The organism is Bradyrhizobium sp. IC4059 (genome assembly GCF_020193615.1).
GTDB lineage: Bacteria > Pseudomonadota > Alphaproteobacteria > Rhizobiales > Xanthobacteraceae > Bradyrhizobium > Bradyrhizobium yuanmingense.
Window position 1 is genome coordinate 59,391 of record NZ_JADYVH010000014.1, and the last position, 19,443, is coordinate 78,833.

A 19,443-nucleotide genomic window follows, 5' to 3' on the forward strand; every position below is an offset into this window, starting at 1 on the left:
CGCGATGGATCTCAATCTCAGTGACGAGCAAAAGTTGCTGCGCGAGAGCGCGGAACGATTCGTGGCCGAAAGCTACGATGCCGACCACCGCCGCAGAATCGCGAATGATCCGCTCGGCTTCAGCCCGGCCGTTTGGAAGCAGTTCGCCGAGCTTGGCTGGCTGGCGCTGCCGCTTCCGGAAGAGTTCGGCGGGCTCGGCGGCGGCGCGGTCGATATCGGCATCTTGATGGAGGCCTTCGGCCGGGGCCTGGTTTCTGAGCCTTATGTCGCAACCGTCGTGCTCGGGGCCGCGCTGATCGCCAGATGCGGCACCAGCGAGCAGAAGCAGGCGAGCCTGCCCAAGGTGGCGGACGGATCACTGAAGCTTGCGCTGGCGCATTCGGAGCGCGCCGCCCGGTTCGATCTTGCCAAGGTCACGACCAGCGCCAACAAGACCGGACAAGGCTGGCGCCTTTCCGGCAGCAAGATCGCCGTGCTCGACGGACATGCCGCCGACGAGATCATCGTCTCCGCCCATATCCACGATCATCGAGGCCCCTCGGGCCGGATCGGCCTGTTCCTCGTGCAGGCGACGACGTCAAGCCTCGTCATCAGTGATTATCCCCGTCTCGGCGGCGGACGCGCCTGCAACATCGAGCTGTTCGACGCGCATCTGCCGGAAGACGCCCTGCTCGGCGACGGCAGCGACGCCGTGCCCGCGATCGAATGGGCGATTGATCGCGCCATGGCCGCGCTCGGTGCGGAAGCTGTCGGCATCATGCAGACGCTGCTCGACACCACGCTCGACTACACCAAGATCCGAAAACAATTCGGCCGGCCGCTCTCCGCCAACCAGGTGATCCGCCACCGCCTCGCCGACATGGCGATGCAGGTGGACGAGGCCCGCTCGATGGCGCTGCGCGCGGCGTTGAAGGCCGATAGCGCGCCGATCGAGCGTGCCCGGGCAGCCTCGGGCGCGAAGGCGAAGATCGGCAAATGCGCGCGCTTCGTCGGCGAGCAGTCGATCCAGCTCCATGGCGGCATGGGCGTCACCGAGGAGCTTGAGGTCGGCGCCTATTTCAAGCGCCTCGTCGCGTTCGACACGCTGTTCGGCGGCAGCGCGCATCACTATGCCCGCCACGCCGAGCTGAGCCGCAGGGCCATCTCTGCTTAACAAGGAGCGCATCATGGACCTGTCGTTCAATGCCGAGGAGCGCGCCTTCCAGAGCGAGGTGCGCGGCTTCATCGCCAAGAATCTCACCGAGGAAATGAAGCGCGCGACCGCGCTGACGCCATCGGTGTTCTCCGATCCCGACATCGGCATGGCCTGGCAGCGCGCGCTGCACGCCCAAGGCTGGGGCGCGCCGGGCTGGCCGGTCGAATATGGCGGCCCCGACTGGACGCCGGCGCAGCGCTGGATCTTCGAGACTGAATGCGCCCGCGCCGGCGTGCCCAACGTCAACGTGATGGGCGTGAAGATGGTCGGGCCCGTCATCATCGGCTTCGGCAGCCCCGAGCAGAAGAATTTCTACCTGCCGCGGATTCTCTCCGGCGAGGATTATTGGTGCCAGGGCTATTCCGAGCCGGGCTCCGGCTCAGATCTGTCGTCCCTCAAGACGCGCGCGGTGCGCGACGGCGACGACTACATCATCAACGGCACCAAGATCTGGACCACGCACGCCCATCACGCCAACCGCATGTTCGCGCTGGTGCGCACCAGCGATGGGCCGCGGCAGCAGGACGGCATCAGCTTCATCCTGATCGACATGAAGACGCCGGGCATCACCATCCGTCCCATCCTCACCATCGGCGGCGACCACGAGGTCAACCAGGTGTTCTTCGACGACGTCCGCGTGCCCGTCGCCAACCGCGTCGGCGAGGAAGGCAAGGGCTGGACCTACGGCAAATATCTGCTCGAGTTCGAGCGCGGCGCGGGCATCGCCTCGGCCAAGCTGCGCGAAGGATTGAAGGCGGTTGCCGATCTTGCCGAGTCCGACCTCACGGGCCGCGCCATCGACAGCCCCGACATCGCGACGCGGATTGCCGAGGTCGAGGTCGACATCGACGCGCTCGAGATGACGGAGCTGCGCGTGCTCTCGGCACTCCAGACCGGCCAGAATCCCGGCGCGGTGTCGTCGATCCTGAAGCTGCGCAACAGCGAGATCCGCCAGGCCGTGACGCGGTTAGGGGCCGACGTGATCGGCCATGACGCCCTCGCCGTCGAGCCGATGCGCCCGCTCTACAAGCTCAACCACGAGCCGGCGACGCCTGAGGAGATGCTGACGGTGATGCCGGAATATCTCAACGGCCGCGCCTACACCATCTTTGGCGGCACCTCGGAAATCCAGCGGGATATTATCGCGAAGATGATGCTGGGGATTTAGGGCGAACCGGCGCCACATCCTCAGTGTCGTCCCCGCGGAGGCGGGGACCCATAACCACAGGCCGAGGTGGTTACGGGGACTCGGAGTTGCCAGCTTCGCGCGACAACCACTCCCTGTGGTTATGGGTCCCGGGCTCGCGCTTTGCGCGCCCCGGGACGACGAGCTGAGTTTGGTGCAATAGCCTGCGCAACAGCTAGCGCACTTACCCCGCCGCCTTCGCGTCCCGGATCGCCTGCCAGATCTTCTGCGGCGTCAGGGGCGTGTTCAGCTGGGTGATGCCGAGCTCGGCGAGCGCGTCCATCACGCCGTTGGTGACGCAGGGCGGGCCGCCGATGGCGCCGGATTCGCCGCAGCCCTTGGCGCCGAGCGGATTGGTGCGGCAGGGCGCGGAATCATCCAGCGTCACCACGATCGGCGGCACGTCATCGGCGCGCGGGATGCAGTAATCCTGGTAGCTCGCGGTCAGCAGCTGGCCGTCGGCATCATACGACACGCCTTCATACAGCGCCTGGCCGATGCCTTGCGCGACGCCGCCATGGATCTGGCCGGTGACCAGCATCGGGTTCACGGCGACGCCGACGTCGTCGACCGTGGTGTAGCGCACGACCTTGGAGACGCCGGTCTCGGGGTCGATCTCGACCTCGCAAATATGCGTGCCGTTCGGCCAGCTGGGACCGTCGACCTCGCCTTCGGAATCGACGCTGAGCCTGGCGCCGCTCTCCTTCTCGGCGAGATCGAACAGGCTGATGCGGCGGTCGGTGCCGACCACGGTGAGCATGCCGCCCTGATATTCGATATCCTCGACCGAAGTCTCCAGCACGTTCGCGGCCTTCTCGCGCGCCTTCTGGATCAAGTCATTCGAGGAGACCGCAACCGCGGTGCCGCCGACGAACAGCGACCGCGAGCCGACGCTGCCGAAGCCCATGGCAAGATCGGTGTCGCCCTGCACCACGTCGATCTTGTCCATGGCAATGCCGAGCGTGTCGGAGATCATCTGGGTGTAGGTGGTCTGCAGCCCCTGCCCCATCGCCATGGTGCCGGAATGCAGCACAACGCGGCCTTGCGAGGTCGCTTGCAGCGTGACCTTCTCGGCGTGGGCGCGGCCGCCGGTCCACTCGATGTAGGAGGTGAGTCCGCGGCCGTAGAGCAGGCCCTTCTTCTTCGCGGCCTTCTTGCGCGCGGCAAAGCCGTCCCAGTCAGCGAGCTTCACGGCGCGGTCGAGCATGTGCGCGAAGGCGCCGGAATCGTAGACCTGGCCGGCCGCATTGGTGTAGGGCAGCTGCGCCGGCTTGATGTAGTTGGCCTTGCGGATCGCGCGCGGATCCATGCCGATTTTTCGCGCAGCGGCGTCGAACAGGCGCTCGACGATGAACACCGCCTCAGGGCGGCCGGCGCCACGATAGGCCCCGACCGGCGCGGTGTGGGTCATCACCGACTGCACCTCGAAGTGCACCAGCGGCAGGTGGTAGACACCGGTCTGTACGAACGGCCCGAGCACCAGCGGGATGATGTTGGCCGCGCCCGAGGAATAGGCCCCGGTGCAGCCGATCGACTTGACGCGATAGGCCAGCACCTTGCCCTTGTCATCCAGCGCGAAGGACGCCGTGGACGTGAGATCACGGCCGTGGGTACCGCCGACGAACTCGTCGGTGCGGTCGCCGCGCCAGCGGATCTTCTTGTTCAGCTTGGTCGCGGCATAGGCGACGATGCCGTCCTCGGGATAGAGATTGGTCTTCTGGCCGAAGCCGCCGCCGATGTCGCCGACCAGCACGCGGACACTGTCCTTGGGACGCTTCAGCACGGCTTCCGCCAGCACGTCGCGGGTCGAGGCCGGCGTCTGCGACTGCACGTGCAGCAGGAGACGGCCGGACTTCTTGTCGATCTCGGCAATGGTCGAGCGCGGCTCCATCGCGGACGGAACGAGACGCTGGCTGACGATATCGAGCTCGACGGTGTGCGCCGCCTGGGCAAAGGCCTCGTCGACCTTGGCGGCATCGCCGTAGCTCATGGCGCCGACGATGTTGTCGGGCGCCTCCGGCCACACCACGGGCGCACCTGATTTCACCGCCTCGACGGGATCGACCACCGCGGGCTGCACATCGTATTCGACCGCGATCGCCTCGGCCGCGCTCTGCGCCTCCACGCGCGATGACGCCACCACCGCGGCCACGGCCTCGCCGGCGTAGCGGACGACCTCGTGGGCGAGCAGCCGGCGCGGCGGCACGGTCATCGGCTTGCCGTCCGGCCGCTTGAAGATGTTCAGCGTCGGGATGGTGCCGATGTCGTCCTTGACGAGGTCCGCACCGGTGTAGATCGCGGCAACGCCCGGCATCGAAGCCGCGGCGCTGGTGTCGATCGAGACGATCTTGGCGTGGGCGTGCGGCGAGCGCAGCACGTGCAACCACAGCGCGCCGTCCTCCGGCTTGTCGTCGATGAACTGTCCCTTCCCGGTGAGCAGCCTCTGGTCTTCCAAACGCTTGACGGGCTGCCCCGCTCCGAAACGCAAATTGCCGGGAAGAATGTTCATTCCGCTGTATCCTCGAGATCGGGAAAAACGACGGCGGCGGTTTTAACCGATTTTGCGCGCCAGACAACCGAGCCCCGGCGCATCGGCAATGCGCGTCAGGGCCCCTTGCAGGCGCGGATTGGGCGGCTAGGACCTGTCGATATCGACAATGCTCACATTCACATCACGGGTGTCCGAGCCGCGCTTGACCGTGAGCCGAACGGTCTTTCCGGCCCCGGCCTGCTCGAGCGCATCGGTCAGGTCGGCAAGGCGCCGCACCGGCTTGCCTTCCACCGCGGTGATGATGTCTCCGACCGCTCCCGTGGAAAAGTTGACGCCGCGAATCCCCGCCCGCTCGGCAGGACTGCCGGGGGCCGTCCGCACCACGATCACCCCTTCGACAGCAAGCCGGGTCGAAACATCCTCGCCGGCGGCCACGATGCCGATGCCCGGCGTCGGCACCCGGCCGTTGCGGATCAGCTCGGGCACGATCCGGCTCACGACATCGACCGGCACCGCGAAGCCGATGCCGGCGTTCGATCCGGAGGGCGAGATGATCGCAGTCGTGACGCCGATCAGCCGGCCGGCGGAATCCAATAGCGGCCCGCCCGAATTGCCGGGATTGATCGCGGCATCGGTCTGGATGACGTTCGCGATCTCCCGGCCGCCATGGGTCGGGAGCCGGCGCTTGAGCGCGCTGATGATCCCGGAAGTCATCGACTGATCCAGCCCGAAGGGATTGCCGATCGCGAAAGCGGATTGTCCGACTTTCAGGTCATTCGAACTGCCCAGCGCAATCGGAGCTGGAAGCTGGCGCACGCTGCGGATGCGCAACACCGCGAGATCGTAATTGGGCGCCGTACCGACCAGGTCGACCTGGGCCACCTCACCCGAGGCAAAGCGCACGGCGATCTCGCCGCCATTGGCGACGACATGATTGTTCGTCACCAGGTGGCCGTCGCGGTCCCAGACAAATCCCGTGCCGGAAGCACCGCCGCCGGCCTGGCTCTCCTCGCCCATGAGGGGACTTGCCGCCGACTTGGCCGCAACCTGAACGACCGACGGCGATACGCGCTCGAAGATGTCGATGGTCGCCTTCTCGCCGTCCCACAGCGGCCCGCGCTGCTCGACGGCACGTGCGGAGGGCGCGGCCCATGGGACATACGAGACGGGGACATGCAGGATCTTCGCGGCCGTGACCGCGACCAGCAGGGCGGCGAAGGCTGCCGCGGCAATCGCATAGCGACGATTCATTGGGTGATCACCGTGTCTTGTGCTGAATGCGGGCTGTGAGATGCACATGCATGAAGTGGCAGGATCTCGCTTACGCAGCAACGTCGCAAACGCGCGGAAGTTTCTCGGTCAGGTATGGACCATTTTGCGCCCGGCACGGATGCCGGGGCATATTGCCGCGTGGCGAGCTATTCCAGCTCGCGCAGCGCCGTTTCCACGATTTTGCGCGCATCCGCCGTCAGTGGCGCCTGCGGCGGGACGGGGCCGCCGACGTCATAGCCCTGGATCGCAAGGCCGGCCTTGATGCACGCCGCGAGATTGAAACGGGCGAAGGCTTCGTTGATCCGCCACAGCCGCCGCTGCAGCGCCATGGCCTCGTCCCAGCGGCCGGCCGTGCATAGATCGTAGAGCATCACGCTCTGGCGCGGGATGATGCAGGCAGGTCCCGCCATCCAGCCGCGGCCGCCGATCAGCATCACCGCCGCCGGAATGTGGGCGGAGGCGGAGAACACGCGCAAGGAGTCCCCGCAGCGGTTCATGATCGAGAGCAGCCGACCGGTGTTGGTCGAGGCATCCTTGATGTAGCCGATGCGCGGATGCTCGGCGAGGCGCGCGATGACGTCGAGCGTGAGATCGGAGCGCTGGAATTGCGGATTGGTGTAGATGACGACGGGAATGTCGACGGCATCGGCAATGGCGCGGAAATAGGATTCGACCTGCGCATCGGCCAGGGGGAAATACGCCTCCAAAATCGCAAGGATGCCGTCGGCCCCACACTTCTGGCAGGCTTTCGCCTGCGCCACCGCATCCGCCGTTGCGGTCGAGGCGACGCCGGCGATAACAGGCACGCGCCCCTGCGCGGCCTCAATCGTGGTCTGCACGACCGCCGTACGTTGCGCGGCGTTTAGGTAAGCGAATTCGCCGGTCGAGCCCAACGGCGTCAGCCCGTGCACGCCGGCGCCGATCAGGTCGTCGCAGAGTTTTGCCAGCACGTTGGTTCGCACCGTGCCGTCGGCATCGATGGGCGAGACGAGATACGGAAAGACACCGTGGAATTCGGACATGCGGCGCGGATCCCGGTCGATTGGTTTGCGGCTGACGGCTATTACCAATGCCGGCGCCGGCGATCAAACCCTGAGCAGACGCACCCGCGTGCCCCAGGGATCGATCGCCTCCACCCCATCCGCAAGCGCCGTGACCTTCACACCGCCTTTGCGCAGCCGTTCTTCCTGCGCGGCGAGCAGCTCCGGCTTCGCCATCACCAGCGAGAACCAGGCAAGACCGGTCGTGGACTCGTCGCGCTGGCCGGCGCCCTGGCTCTGCCAGACATTCATGCCGAGGTGATGGTGATAGCGGCCCGACGCCAGGAACGCGGCGCCGCTGCGGCGACGAGTCGGGTCGAGGCCGACCGTGCCGTGATAGAAGCTCTCGGCCTGGGCGAGATCGCCGACGCGCAGATGCATGTGGCCGATGCGCATTCCGTCCGGCGCCTTGGCATAATCGGGAACGCGCGTATTGGTGAGCGACAACAGGTCGGGAATGTTGAGCTCGTCGGTCGCCATCTTCACGCTACCCTCGCTCCATTGCCATTGCGAGGGGTCGCGGTCGGCATAGACCTCGATGCCGTTGCCTTCGGGGTCGTCGAGATAGACGGATTCGGAGACGAGATGATCGGCAAAGCCCGACAACGGCACGCGGTGCGAGGCGGCATGAACCAGCCAGCGCGCCAGATCCTTGCGGGTCGGCATCAGGAAGGCGGTGTGGTAGAGGCCTGCGGCGCTGCGCGATTCAATCGCGGCTTCGGGACGGGCCTCCAGCACCAGCAGCGTGAGGCCTGATGTGCCGAGCTTGGCTGTGGCCGCCGAGCGCTCCATCACGGTGAGCCCGATCACATCGCGGTAATAATCTGCGACTTTGTCGAGGCTCTTCACCCGCAGCGTCACCATGCCGACCCGCATCGGCGTACGGCTGGCAAAGGTGGGGCCGCCGCCCTGCGCTGTGCCCTCGGCACGGGCCGCGGCTGCGGCGGCCATGGCGAGCGAGGTGGCGCCGGCGAGCTGCAGCAGGGTGCGGCGGGTCAAGTCGATGGTCATCGGTCGGGCTCGCTGGAAATCCTCGAGGCCAAATGGCCCAATTTTGGGATTGCTACACGTTCCCGTGAGGCGCTCCCAATCACATGTTCGTCGGTCGCGGTCTTGCGGAGGCCGTCCTGGTCCTGGCCACCCGGCCAGTTTCGCAATCGCCCGCGGCATCCCAGATTGAGGACAACTTACGGGAGCCCGCCATGACTGATCTTAGTCCCCTGTCCTCACTGTCCTCCGCGCTCGCGGACATTGTGGCGCGCACCGCGCCGTCCGTCGTCTCCGTGCATTCGCATCGCTCTCGCGCGACCGGCTTCGTCTGGAGGAGCGGCCTGATCATCACCGCCGATGAGGCCCTCGCCGACGAGGGCGGGGTCGAGATCGGCCTCGCCGACGGTCGTCGGGTCGCTGCCACGATCGCCGGCCGCGACCACACCACCGACATCGCGCTGCTGCGCACTGAGGCCGCGGTCGCGCCGGTCAAGCTCGCGGCAACCGTCCCGCCGCTGGGCGCATTGTCGGTCGTGGTCGCGACCAACCGGGAGACACCAAGCGCGGCGCTCGGGATGGTGTCGGCGTCCGGAAAGAGCTGGCGTTCCTTGCGCGGCGGCGACATCGATGCGCGGATCGAGCTCGACGTCCGCCTACGCGGCAGCCAGCAGGGCGGGCTCGCGCTCGATGCATCGGGCGAAGCCTTCGGCATGGCCGTGCTCGGGCCGCGGCGCGTGCTGGTGATCCCGACCGCGACGATCGAGCGTGTCGCGCCCCAGCTCGAGGCGCGCGGCCGCATCGCGCGTGGCTATCTCGGCCTCGGGCTGCAGCCGGTGCAGCTCGACGACGGCATCGGCGCCATGGTCATGAATGTCGACAAGGCTGGGCCTTCGGCCGCGGCCGGCATTCGCCAGGGCGACGTGATCGTTGCAGTCGACGGCCAGAAGCTGTCGGGCGTGCGCGCGCTGTCGCGGACACTGGGACCTGCGAGCGTCGGCGCGGTGGTGGACGTCGCCGTGCACCGTGGCGGCGAGCCGGTCAGCTTCAAGGTCACGGTCGGGGAAAGGCCGGAGGCGTGAGCGAGGACAAGACGGCCGAGATCGTACTATCGCTGGAGATCGACGATGCCGCCCTCGCCGATCGCCTGGCGGCCCTGCTCGGCAATGTCGCCGGGCTTCGCCTTGCCGCGCCCGGCGAGCAGGCCGCCGCAACGATCGTCGCCCGCGATACGCGCATCATGCCTGCGGACATCGCGCTGACGCAGCGCGAGCTGGACGTGCTCGCGCTGATGGCCGAGGGCGCGTCCAACAAGATGATCGCGCGGCAGCTCGGCATCTCCGTGCACACCGTGAAATTCCATGTCGGCTCGTTGCTCGACAAGCTCGACGCCACCGGCCGCACCGATGCGGTGGCGCATGCGGCGCGCCGCGGCGTGATCGAGCTTTGACAGCCCTAACGGCGCCGCTCAGCCGCTACACCCGCTTGCCGTTGTTCTTCTCCGCCGCGCGGCGCAGCGCTTCGGCGAGCGCGCCGCCGCCCGAAGATTCCTGCTTGCGCGGCGCAGACGACGTCATGCGGCTTGCGTTGCGCTGATTGTTGTCGCGCTGCATGCCGGGGGCGTCCTTCTTAGGCCCGACCTCGTCGTCGAGGCGCAGCGTCAGCGAGATGCGCTTGCGGGCGACCTCGAAGTCCAGCACCTTCACCTTGACGATGTCGCCGGGCTTCACCACCTCGCGCGGGTCCTTGATGTAGGTCTTCGACATCGCCGAGATGTGCACGAGGCCATCCTGGTGCACGCCGATGTCGACGAAGGCGCCGAAGGCGGCGACGTTTGTCACGGTGCCCTCGAGGATCATGCCCTTCTTGAGATCCTTGATCTCCTCGACGCCTTCCTTGAACACCGCCGCCTTGAACGCAGGGCGCGGGTCGCGGCCGGGCTTTTCCAATTCGCGCAGGATGTCGGTGATCGTCGGCAGACCGAAGGTCTCGTCGACGAAATCCTTCGGCTTCAGCGTGCGCACGACGTCGCTGTTGCCGATCAGCGCCTTGATGTCGCTCCTGGTCGCCTCGAGAATCCGGCGCACCACGGGATAGGCCTCCGGATGCACGCCGGAGGCATCGAGCGGATCCTCGCCGCCGAGGATGCGCAAGAAGCCCGCGCACTGCTCGAACGCCTTCGGCCCGAGCCGCGGCACGTCCTTGAGCGCCTTGCGCGACTTGAACGGACCATTGGCGTCGCGATGCGCCACGATGCTCTGGGCGAGGCCGGAGCCGACACCCGACACGCGCGCCAGCAGCGGCGCGGAGGCGGTGTTGACGTCGACGCCGACCGCGTTCACGCAATCCTCCACCACGGCGTCGAGCGATTTGGCGAGCTTGGCCTGGCCGAGGTCGTGTTGATACTGGCCGACGCCGATCGCCTTCGGCTCGATCTTGACGAGCTCGGCGAGCGGATCCTGCAGGCGCCGCGCGATCGACACCGCGCCGCGCAGGGTGACATCGAGGCCGGGCAGCTCCTCCGAGGCGAAGGCCGAGGCTGAATAGACGGACGCGCCGGCTTCCGACACCACGATCTTGTTCATCTTCAGCTCAGGCAGACCCTTGACCAGCTCGGTGGCGAGCTTGTCGGTCTCGCGCGAGGCGGTGCCGTTGCCGATCGCGATCAGCTCGACGCGGTGCTTGATTGCGAGCCGGCCGAGCGTCGCCAGCGACTCGTTCCATTGCCGCTGCGGCTCGTGCGGATAGATCGCGGTGGTGTCGACCACCTTGCCGGTGGCATCGACGACGGCGACCTTCACGCCGGTGCGGTAGCCGGGATCGAGCCCCATGGTGACGCGGGTGCCGGCGGGCGCGGCCAGCAGGAGGTCACGCAGGTTCGAGGCGAACACGCGCACGGCCTCGGTCTCGGCCGAATTCCACAGCCGCATGCGCAGATCGATATTGAGATGCACCTGGATCTTGGTGCGCCAGGCCCAGCGCACGGTATCGATCAGCCAGCGGTCGCCGGGACGCTTGAGATCGGCAATGCCGAACCGCTTCATGATCTTCAATTCATAGGCGCTCGGCACGCCCGGCGGCGGCGCCTCGGCCTCGGGCTGAATTTGCAGGTCGAGAATTTCTTCTTTCTCGCCGCGGAACATCGCGAGGATGCGGTGCGAGGGCAGTTTTGTCAGCGGCTCGGAGAAATCGAAATAGTCGGCGAATTTTTCGCCCTCGGTCTTCTTGCCGTCGCGCACCTTGGAGGCCATGCGCGCATTGGTCCACATCTCCTCGCGCAAGGCGCCGATCAGATCGGCATCCTCGTCGAAGCGCTCGACCAGGATGGCGCGAGCGCCGTCGAGCGCGGCAGCGGCGTCAGCGACGCCCTTCTCGGCGTTGATGAAGCCTTCCGCCACGACCTTCGGATCATTGCCGGGCTCAGCCATAAGCTGGTTGGCGAGCGGCTCGAGGCCGGCTTCCTTGGCTATCTCCGCCTTGGTGCGGCGCTTCGGCTTGAACGGCAGATAGATGTCCTCGAGGCGAGCCTTGCTGTCAGCGGCCATGATCGAGGCCTCGAGGGCCGCATCGAGCTTGCCCTGCTCGCGGACCGATTCGAGAATGGCCTTGCGGCGATCCTCGAGCTCGCGCAGGTAAACCAGGCGCTCCTCCAGAGTGCGCAATTGCGCGTCGTCGAGCGCACCGGTCGCTTCCTTGCGGTAGCGGGCGATGAAGGGAACCGTGGCGCCGCCGTCGAGCAGCGTCACCGCCGCCTCGACCTGCTCGGCGCGAACCCCAAGCTCCTGCGCAATTTTCTGGTTGATGTTTGCCACGCGAGATTCCCTCTAATCCAAGCACGCGGGCGCAGGGGCGAACCACCGGCCGCGGGACGCCGCTTATGGACCAACCAAGGTTGATTCATCAAGGTGCGGTGCGCAACCGTCGACAGAGGATTTTTTGCCCGACCGATGCGATCTCGCCACATTCGTGGGGGCGCGGCGACTTGACATCGGCCCCGCGTTCCGCGCCTGCTTGCTCCCGCCGGGCCAACGAACACTCCGCACGAGGACCAATCATGCGTACCACATCGGTCGGCGTCTTCAGGATCGCCACCGCAGGACCCGGCGACGTCTCCGGCCTGATGGACTTGATCGGCTCAGGCGCGATCGATCCCACCTCGATCCTCGCCGTTCTCGGCAAGACCGAGGGCAATGGCGGCGTCAACGATTTTACCCGGGAATACGCGGTGGCCGCGCTATGTACGGCGCTGGCACCCAAGCTTGGCCTGTCGGCGGAGGCAGTCGAGCAGCGTATCGCCTTCGTGATGTCCGGCGGCACCGAGGGCGTGCTGAGCCCGCACATCACGGTGTTCGCGCGCAGCGAGGCCGAGCGGCCGGCACGCCTCTACGGCAAGCGCCTCAGCATCGGCATGGCGCACACGCGGGACTTCTTGCCCGAGGAGCTCGGCCGCGCCGCGCAGATCGCCGAGACAGCGAAGGCCGTGCGAGCCGCCATGGCCGATGCCGGCATCAACGATCCCGCGGACGTTCATTTCGTGCAGATCAAGTGCCCGCTGCTGACCAGCGAGCGCGTTGCGGCGGCAAACGCCCGCGGCACCACAACGGCAACGACAAGCGCTTACAGCTCGATGGCCTATTCGCGCGGTGCGTCCGCGCTGGGCGTTGCGGTCGCGCTCGGCGAGATCAGTTCCGACGTCGGCGACGAGGACGTGCTGCGGCGCTATGATCTGTTCTCCAAGGTGGCCTCGACCTCGTCGGGGATCGAGCTGATGCATAACGTCGTCATCGTGCTCGGCAACTCGGCATCTTCAGCGAGTGAGTTCGAGATCGGCCATGCCGTGATGGAGGATGCCATCGACGCCGCGGCGGTGGTATCGGCGTTGAACAGCGTCGGGCTTGGCACTGCGCCGCAAACCACCGCGGGCCGCACGCTCGTCAACATCTTCGCCAAGGCGGAGGCCTCGCCGGACGGCACCGTGCGCGGCTTCCGCCACACCATGCTTGAAGACACCGACATCAGCTCGACACGCCACGCCCGCGCAGCGGTCGGCGGCCTGATCGCGGGCCTTGCCGGCACCGGCGCGGTCTACGTGTCCGGCGGCGCCGAGCATCAGGGGCCGGCCGGCGGCGGCCCGGTTGCAGCGATCGCACGACTGTCGGATTGATAGCCGGCAGCCCGACCTCTCCGCCGGGCGCAACCCTGCCCCTCGTGGCGCCTCGGTTGATTCACGCGGGCCGTTGCGAAAAAGGTGACGCCGCGACCTTAAGGGGATTTGACTTCATGACTTTGCCGATGAGCTGGAATGAATGGACACAGCACGACGGCGTCGCGCTGGCGGGGCGCGTTCGCAAGGGCGAGCTGACGGCGAAGGAGCTGGCGCGCCAGGCCGCCGCGGGCGTTGCCAAGGTCAATCCAGCGCTGTCCGGCGTGGTCGAGCTGTTCGAGGACGTGATCGCCGATCCCGCCAAGGACGGCGCCAATCTCGCAGGTCCGTTCGCCGGCCTGCCCTTCCTGATGAAGGACCTCGGACCGACCATGAAGGGCCGGCTGCAGGAGATGGGATCGCTGCTGATGCGCGGCAATCGCGCGAGCGCCGATACGTTCCTCACCGGCAAATTCCGTCAGGCGGGGCTCAACCTGATCGGTCGCACCACGACGCCAGAATTCGGCGTGTGCTCGTCGGCCGACAATCCTGCCGTCTACGTCACGCGCAATCCCTGGAATACGGACTACACCACCTGCGGCTCATCGGCAGGCAGCGCGGCGATGGTGGCCGCGGGCGTGGTGCCGATCGCGCATGCGACCGACGGCGGCGGCTCGATCCGCATTCCCGCCGGCGTCAACGGCAATATCGGCCTGAAGGTCTCGCGCGGCGTGTTCTCGCTCGCGCCGCACATGTCGGACCTGACCGGCCTCGTCTCGATCCAGGGCTGCCAGTCGCGCTCGGTGCGCGACACTGCCGCCTTCGTCGATCATGCGCGCGGGCCTGCGCCCGGCGAGTTCATGCCGTTCTGGACCACGGCGCAGCCTTATTGCGAGATGATCAAGCGCGATCCCGGCAAGCTTCGCATCGCGCTGTCGCACACATGGGGCAATTACACTGCGGCGCCCGAGCTCGCTGCCGAGCTGGAGAAGGCCGGACGCTTCCTCGAAGGCCTCGGCCATCACGTCGACTATGCGCTGCCGGAGATCGACCTCCCGGCCGCCTTCGAGGCGCAGACCACCTGCTACATCTCGAACTTCGCGGTGGTGATCTCCAACATGCTCGCTGCGCGCGGACTGGAAAAGCCGCCGGAGGATCTGATCGAGCCGATGAACATCCGGATCTGGGAAGCCGGGCGCCACACCAGCTTTGCCGAGCGGGCGAAGATGCAGGCCGTGTTCAACACGACCTCGCGCGGCTTCGGCAGCTTCTTCGAGCAATGGGACGTGATCCTGACGCCGATCACGGCGCTGCCGACGCCGAAGGTCGGCACCAGGGAATATCTCACCATCTCCGACAACCTTGATGTGCGCGACTGGTTCGACAATCTGTGGCGCTTCTTCGCCTTCACGCCGCTCGCCAATCTCTGCGGCATGCCGGCGATTTCGATGCCGATGGCGGCGCAAGACCACGGCCTGCCGCTCGGCATCCAGGCGATCGCCAAGCAGGCCAATGACGGCCTCCTGCTGCAGCTCGCCGCCCAGATCGAGCGCGCGCTTGACGGCAAGTGGAACGGCGGCAGCAAGCCTAAGGTGCATGTGAACTAAATTAGAGCGTGATGAGATCAGTTCGGTCGCTACAGCGGAGGTGCACTCTCTCCCGCTTGCGGCAGAGGGCTGGGGAGAGGGTGTTTCCGCGATGGGACAATCCCCTAGAGGAGAAAGCCCTCACCCGCGCCTTCGGCGCGACCTCTCCCGCAAGCGGGAGAGGTTGCAGCGAGCCCGTGGCATGGATCTCGCTTTAGCAAGTGTGCGATCGCATCGATACGCGATCGCAACAGCCTCAGTTCTTGACCGCCGGTATCTCCTCCGCCACCGGCTGCTTCTGACCCTGCTGATACATCGCGAGCGCCTTTTCGAGGGCTTCGCGCAGTGCCAGTGCTGCGGCGACACTGCAACGCAGATGCGCGGTCTGGACCACGTCGACCCTGACGGCGGCGCCGACCGGCATCAACAGGTTTGCGGCAAGCTCGATCTGGATCGCGCCGTTGTGGTGACCGAAGCAGGATGCGCCGTCGAAATAGATGATCGGCGCCCGCTCGGCGCTGGAGGTGGAAATGGTGACGGGCGCCTGGGCGGTCGAGGGCGTTTCGGGGTCGGCCATGGGCGCTCCTTGCAGTTCATCGACGAACGAAGCGCCCACCATCGACGCTTCGGCGCGCCCTGTCGAGACCAAACCGTCCCATGCGGGGCTCATTCGGGATTTTGCGCGAGGCCCGACACTGGTCTAGAAGGTCCCCATGAGCACCACGCCGACCACGCTTGCCTTCGAGGAACTCGCCGAGGCCATCAAGGGCCGCCGCTCCGATTACGGCCATATCAGCGGGCTCCAGCTCGACCGGTTCGCACCTGGCGAGGCTTGGTCCAGCCTGCCCTATCGACCGGTCTTCGTCGGCGACACCGCGACCGGCGTGCTGCATGGCGGCGTCGTCACCGCGATGCTGGACGAGAGCTGCGGCATGGCGGTGCAACTTGCGCTCGACGGCACCCGCGCGATCGCGACCCTGGATCTGCGCATCGACTACCAGAAGCCGGCAACGCCCGGCCTCGACATCAAAGCGCATTCGGTCTGCTACCGCACCACGCGCTCGATCGCCTTCGTGCGCTCCACCGCCTATCAGGAGTCCGAGGACGATCCGGTCGCGACCGCGACCGCCTGCTTCATGATCGGCGCCAACCGCACCAACATGCTCGCCGACCGCCGGATGGATGCGCGCAGCATCCCGACGCTGGAGGCGCCGGAGGATCCGGACGGGCCCTTTGCGCGCAGCCCGTTCGCGCGCGCGCTCGGCATCCGCGTCAACGATGACGGCACGCTGACGATGCCGTTCTCGCCGCAGATCATCGGCAATCCGATCCTGCCGGCGATCCATGGCGGCATGACGGGCGCCTTCCTCGAGACCACCGCCATCATCGGCGTGGCGCGGGAGCTCGGCGCTAGCGCACCGCCCAAGCCGATCGGCCTCACCGTCAACTACTTGCGCTCCGGACGCGCGCTCGACACGTTTGCCGACGTCTCGATCGTGAAGCAGGGCCGACGTATCGTCGCCTTCGAGGCGCGGGCCTGGCAGGACGATGCGACGAGGCCGATCGCCACCGCTTTCGGTCACTTCATGCTGCGCCCGACGCCTGGAAGTGACGAGGAATAAGCCCATTTTGACTTGACGGCCGCAGCTCCGGCCCCAACGATAGCGCGCCTTTCGCCAGAGGAATTGGATTGCGGCATCCGCTCGACATCGTTGCCATGTTCGCCGCACTCTGGCTGCTGGCATCGATGGTGCTCGACACGCTGACGCCGAAGGAGCTGACCGCGATCATGATCGGCATCGCGATCGGCCCGGCCATCGTCATCACCGCCGTGTTCTATTACCTGCGGTGCCCGCGAACGGATTTTGCGGTGATGTTCGCAGCGCTGTGGCTGATCTCCGATACCGCGATCGCCTTAATCTCGCCGAAGCAGCTGCCGCATTTCCTGATCGCGCTCGGCTTTCTGCCGGCGCTGCTGATCGGCGTCGTGCTGCACTGGCAGACTTTCACCTCTCCCCGGCGGGGAGAGGTGAACCACCGCGCCGGCTGATATCACCGCGGCAAGAGATTCGTCTTCGCGAGGTCCAGCACCTCGTCGCCGCGGCCGTTCATCACCGCGCGGAGAACCCAGAGGCTGAAGCCCTTGATTTGCTCGGCCGTGATGGTCGGCGGCATCGACAGCTCCTGCTTGGCGGTGACGACGTCGAGCAGCGCCGGCCCATTGTGCGCCAGCATCTCTTTCATCGCGCCCGGAAGCTCGCCGGGATCCTCGACGCGCTTGGCAAAGATGCCCATCGCGCGCGCCATCGCGGCGAAATCCGGGTTCTCCAGGTCGACATTTGTGTCGACGAAGCCCGCCGCCTTCATCTCCAGCGCGACGAAGCCGAGCACGCCGTTGTTGAAGACGACCACCTTCACCGGCAGCTTCTCCTGCGTCAGCGTGATCAGGTCGCCCATCAGCATGGTGAAGCCGCCGTCGCCGGAGAGCGAGATGACCTGGCGCCCGGGCTGCGCAGCCTGCGCCCCGATCGCCTGCGGCATGGCATTGGCCATCGAGCCGTGCACGAAGGAGCCGATCAGCCGGCGGCGGCCGTTCATGTCGAGATAGCGCGCCGCCCACACCGTCGGGGTGCCGACATCGGCGGTGAAGACGGCATCATCGGAGGCATGGTCGCTGATGACCTTGGCGAGATATTGCGGATGGATCGGCTTGGCTCCGGGCGTGCCCCTGGCGAGCGAATCGAGGCCCTCGCGGGCTCTCTTGTAGTGCGCGACGGCGTCGTCGAGATGCTTGCGCTGCGTCTTGGCCGTGAGCAGCGGCAGCAGCGCCTCGATGGTGAGCTTGACGTCGCCGACGAGGCCGAGATCGATCCTGCAGCGCCGCCCCAGATTCTCCGGGCGGATATCGATCTGCGCGACCTTCGCATCATCAGGGAAGAACTGCTTGTAGGGGAAGTCGGTGCCGAGCATCACCAGCGCATCGCAGGCGTGCATCGCGGCGTAGCCCGAGGAGAAGCCGATGAAGCCGGTCATGCCGACGTCATAGGGGTTGTCGTATTCGACATGCTCCTTGCCGCCGAGCGCGTGCACGATCGGGCTCTTCAGCGCTTCAGCGAGTTGCATCAAAGGCGCATGCGCGCCGGCGCAGCCGCGGCCGCAGAACAGCGTGATGCGCTCGGCGCCGTTGAGGAGATCCGCGAGCGCCTGCAGCTCATCCGCTTGCGGCACGACCTTCGGCGGAGCCAGTGCAAGGCCACGCGTCGTCGACAGCGCGCGCTTCGGAGGACTCCGGAACGCGACATCGCCGGGCATCGCGACGACGGCAACGCCGCGCAAGCCGACCGCCGCGCGAATTGCATTCTCCAGCACGAAAGGCAGCTGGCTCGGGTCCGACACCAGCTCGCAATAATGGCTGCATTCGCGGAACAGGTTTTGCGGATGCGTCTCCTGGAAATAGCCCCCGCCGATCTCGGCGGTCGGGATCTGCGCCGCGATCGCCAGCACGGGAACGCGGCTGCGATGCGCGTCGAACAGGCCGTTGATCAGATGCAGATTGCCGGGGCCGCAGGAGCCCGCGCAGACCGCGAGGCTCCCGGTCATCTCGGCTTCGCCGGCCGCCGCGAAGGCCGCGACCTCCTCGTGCCGGACATGAATCCATTCGATCGTGCCGCGGCGGCGCAGCGCCTCGGTGAGCGCGTTCAGGCTGTCGCCGACGATGCCGTAGATGCGCTTGACCCCGGCCTGTTCGAGCGTTGCCACGAACAGATCGGCCACGTTGTTGATCGCCATGTCGGTCTCCTGATTCAGCCAGTCGCATAACACGATGCGCGCATGTCGGCATCGCGCCACCATATGGCAGAATAGACCAAGTCAGGATTACGGCTAGTTTATTGTCGGCTCAATCTTTCTCAATTGCCCGATCGTAAGCGGCAATTGTCACCTCTGCGCGGGCTGCGACATCTGTTGCCGTCATGCCTGGCTTGTAGAGGCTGGAGCCGAGCCCGAAGGCGGTCACCCCGCCCTTGATGTACTCAACAAAATTCTGGTCGGAGACGCCGCCGACGGCGGCGATCATCACGCCTGCCGGCAGCACGGCACGGATCGCGGCGATGCCGGCAGCGCCGAGCACGCTCGCCGGAAAGAATTTCAGGCTCGACGCGCCCGCGCGCGCCGCCAGCAGCGCCTCGGTCGGCGAGAACACGCCGGGCATGGTCACCATGCGATGCTGGTGCGCGCGCGCCAGCACTTCGGTGTCGACATTGGGCGAGACCATCAGCCTGCCGCCGACATCGTTGAGACGATCGACATCTGCCGTCGTCAGCACCGTGCCGGCGCCGATCAACACGCCTGATGGCGCGAGCTTCACGGCAAGCGCGATCGAGCGGAACGGATCGGGTGAATTCAGGGGGATCTCGATCGCGGTCATGCCGGCCTCGACCAAGACGCCGACGATCGCTTCGGTCTCCTCAGGCTTGATGCCGCGCAGGATCGCGACCAGCGGCCGCTGCATCGGCGGAAAGGGAACGCTCATCTCTCGCAGTCC

Annotated in this window: 16 protein-coding genes; 8 read left to right on the forward strand and 8 right to left on the reverse strand. The window is 66.6% G+C overall.

Annotated features, from left to right (window positions below; translation table 11 throughout):
* Positions 1–4 precede the first annotated feature (4 nt).
* Both I6F12_RS32180 and I6F12_RS32185 read left to right on the forward strand, forming a co-directional pair.
* Positions 5–1,153, forward strand: a complete 1,149-nt coding sequence (locus tag I6F12_RS32180) for an acyl-CoA dehydrogenase (protein ID WP_225158059.1) — start codon at positions 5–7, stop codon at positions 1,151–1,153.
* 13 nt (positions 1,154–1,166) lie between these two features.
* Positions 1,167–2,363, forward strand: a complete 1,197-nt coding sequence (locus I6F12_RS32185; protein ID WP_225142135.1) for an acyl-CoA dehydrogenase family protein — start codon at positions 1,167–1,169, stop codon at positions 2,361–2,363.
* A gap of 202 nt (positions 2,364–2,565) precedes the next feature.
* Here I6F12_RS32185 and I6F12_RS32190 read toward each other — a convergent pair whose 3' ends face one another.
* The 4 genes from I6F12_RS32190 to I6F12_RS32205 form a co-directional block, all read right to left on the reverse strand.
* Entirely contained in the window at positions 2,566–4,890 is a 2,325-nt protein-coding gene (locus tag I6F12_RS32190; protein ID WP_225158060.1) for a xanthine dehydrogenase family protein molybdopterin-binding subunit, read from the reverse strand.
* 126 nt (positions 4,891–5,016) lie between these two features.
* Entirely contained in the window at positions 5,017–6,123 is a 1,107-nt protein-coding gene (locus I6F12_RS32195; protein WP_225158061.1) for a trypsin-like peptidase domain-containing protein, read from the reverse strand.
* A 167-nt stretch (positions 6,124–6,290) separates the two neighbouring features.
* Complete coding sequence (locus I6F12_RS32200; RefSeq protein WP_225113904.1) at positions 6,291–7,166, reverse strand: dihydrodipicolinate synthase family protein; 876 nt, start codon at positions 7,164–7,166, stop codon at positions 6,291–6,293.
* 63 nt (positions 7,167–7,229) lie between these two features.
* Positions 7,230–8,195, reverse strand: coding sequence for a VOC family protein (locus I6F12_RS32205; protein ID WP_036009665.1), 966 nt, complete (start codon positions 8,193–8,195; stop codon positions 7,230–7,232).
* A 191-nt stretch (positions 8,196–8,386) separates the two neighbouring features.
* Between I6F12_RS32205 and I6F12_RS32210 the strand changes: the two genes are divergently transcribed.
* Together I6F12_RS32210 and I6F12_RS32215 are read left to right on the forward strand one after the other, a co-directional pair.
* Positions 8,387–9,253, forward strand: a complete 867-nt coding sequence (locus I6F12_RS32210; RefSeq protein WP_225158062.1) for a S1C family serine protease — start codon at positions 8,387–8,389, stop codon at positions 9,251–9,253.
* Positions 9,250–9,621, forward strand: a complete 372-nt coding sequence (locus tag I6F12_RS32215) for a helix-turn-helix transcriptional regulator (protein WP_225158063.1) — start codon at positions 9,250–9,252, stop codon at positions 9,619–9,621. Before I6F12_RS32210 ends, I6F12_RS32215 begins: the two co-directional genes overlap by 4 nt.
* A gap of 25 nt (positions 9,622–9,646) precedes the next feature.
* Here I6F12_RS32215 and I6F12_RS32220 read toward each other — a convergent pair whose 3' ends face one another.
* Positions 9,647–11,983 carry a Tex family protein gene (locus tag I6F12_RS32220; RefSeq protein ID WP_109145240.1) on the reverse strand — a complete coding sequence of 779 codons (2,337 nt, stop codon included), beginning with the start codon at positions 11,981–11,983 and terminating at the stop codon, positions 9,647–9,649.
* Between the two features lie 242 nt (positions 11,984–12,225).
* Here I6F12_RS32220 and I6F12_RS32225 point away from each other — a divergent pair, with 242 nt between their 5' ends.
* Both I6F12_RS32225 and I6F12_RS32230 read left to right on the forward strand, forming a co-directional pair.
* Complete coding sequence (locus I6F12_RS32225) at positions 12,226–13,335, forward strand: ring-opening amidohydrolase (RefSeq protein ID WP_225158064.1); 1,110 nt, start codon at positions 12,226–12,228, stop codon at positions 13,333–13,335.
* Between the two features lie 116 nt (positions 13,336–13,451).
* Positions 13,452–14,921 (forward strand): amidase, encoded by a 1,470-nt coding sequence (locus tag I6F12_RS32230; RefSeq protein ID WP_225158065.1) that lies wholly within the window; start codon positions 13,452–13,454, stop codon positions 14,919–14,921.
* A 235-nt stretch (positions 14,922–15,156) separates the two neighbouring features.
* Here I6F12_RS32230 and I6F12_RS32235 read toward each other — a convergent pair whose 3' ends face one another.
* The gene (locus I6F12_RS32235) at positions 15,157–15,477 is read right to left on the reverse strand and encodes a hypothetical protein (protein ID WP_225158066.1); all 321 of its coding nucleotides are present in this window, start codon (positions 15,475–15,477) and stop codon (positions 15,157–15,159) included.
* Between the two features lie 136 nt (positions 15,478–15,613).
* Between I6F12_RS32235 and I6F12_RS32240 the strand changes: the two genes are divergently transcribed.
* Both I6F12_RS32240 and I6F12_RS32245 read left to right on the forward strand, forming a co-directional pair.
* On the forward strand, positions 15,614–16,522 hold the full coding sequence (locus I6F12_RS32240) for a PaaI family thioesterase (RefSeq protein ID WP_225126717.1): 909 nt from the start codon (positions 15,614–15,616) through the stop codon (positions 16,520–16,522).
* Between the two features lie 68 nt (positions 16,523–16,590).
* Positions 16,591–16,950 (forward strand): hypothetical protein, encoded by a 360-nt coding sequence (locus I6F12_RS32245; protein ID WP_225158067.1) that lies wholly within the window; start codon positions 16,591–16,593, stop codon positions 16,948–16,950.
* A 2-nt stretch (positions 16,951–16,952) separates the two neighbouring features.
* Here I6F12_RS32245 and poxB read toward each other — a convergent pair whose 3' ends face one another.
* Positions 16,953–18,689: a ubiquinone-dependent pyruvate dehydrogenase gene (gene poxB, locus I6F12_RS32250; protein WP_225158068.1), complete on the reverse strand. Its 1,737-nt coding sequence runs from the start codon at positions 18,687–18,689 to the stop codon at positions 16,953–16,955.
* A 109-nt stretch (positions 18,690–18,798) separates the two neighbouring features.
* On the reverse strand, positions 18,799–19,431 hold the full coding sequence (locus I6F12_RS32255) for a 2-dehydro-3-deoxy-6-phosphogalactonate aldolase (protein ID WP_225151795.1): 633 nt from the start codon (positions 19,429–19,431) through the stop codon (positions 18,799–18,801).
* Positions 19,432–19,443 lie beyond the last annotated feature (12 nt).

Bases quoted from the DNA above. Each gene is read 5' to 3' on its own strand.
- I6F12_RS32180 (WP_225158059.1), top strand. From the start codon at position 5: ATGGATCTCAATCTCAGTGACGAGCAAAAGTTGCTGCGCGAGAGCGCG.
- I6F12_RS32185 (WP_225142135.1), top strand. From the start codon at position 1,167: ATGGACCTGTCGTTCAATGCCGAGGAGCGCGCCTTCCAGAGCGAGGTG.
- I6F12_RS32190 (WP_225158060.1), bottom strand. From the start codon at position 4,890: ATGAACATTCTTCCCGGCAATTTGCGTTTCGGAGCGGGGCAGCCCGTC.
- I6F12_RS32195 (WP_225158061.1), bottom strand. From the start codon at position 6,123: ATGAATCGTCGCTATGCGATTGCCGCGGCAGCCTTCGCCGCCCTGCTG.
- I6F12_RS32200 (WP_225113904.1), bottom strand. From the start codon at position 7,166: ATGTCCGAATTCCACGGTGTCTTTCCGTATCTCGTCTCGCCCATCGAT.
- I6F12_RS32205 (WP_036009665.1), bottom strand. From the start codon at position 8,195: ATGACCATCGACTTGACCCGCCGCACCCTGCTGCAGCTCGCCGGCGCC.
- I6F12_RS32210 (WP_225158062.1), top strand. From the start codon at position 8,387: ATGACTGATCTTAGTCCCCTGTCCTCACTGTCCTCCGCGCTCGCGGAC.
- I6F12_RS32225 (WP_225158064.1), top strand. From the start codon at position 12,226: ATGCGTACCACATCGGTCGGCGTCTTCAGGATCGCCACCGCAGGACCC.
- I6F12_RS32230 (WP_225158065.1), top strand. From the start codon at position 13,452: ATGACTTTGCCGATGAGCTGGAATGAATGGACACAGCACGACGGCGTC.
- I6F12_RS32235 (WP_225158066.1), bottom strand. From the start codon at position 15,477: ATGGCCGACCCCGAAACGCCCTCGACCGCCCAGGCGCCCGTCACCATT.
- I6F12_RS32240 (WP_225126717.1), top strand. From the start codon at position 15,614: ATGAGCACCACGCCGACCACGCTTGCCTTCGAGGAACTCGCCGAGGCC.
- poxB (WP_225158068.1), bottom strand. From the start codon at position 18,689: ATGGCGATCAACAACGTGGCCGATCTGTTCGTGGCAACGCTCGAACAG.
- I6F12_RS32255 (WP_225151795.1), bottom strand. From the start codon at position 19,431: ATGAGCGTTCCCTTTCCGCCGATGCAGCGGCCGCTGGTCGCGATCCTG.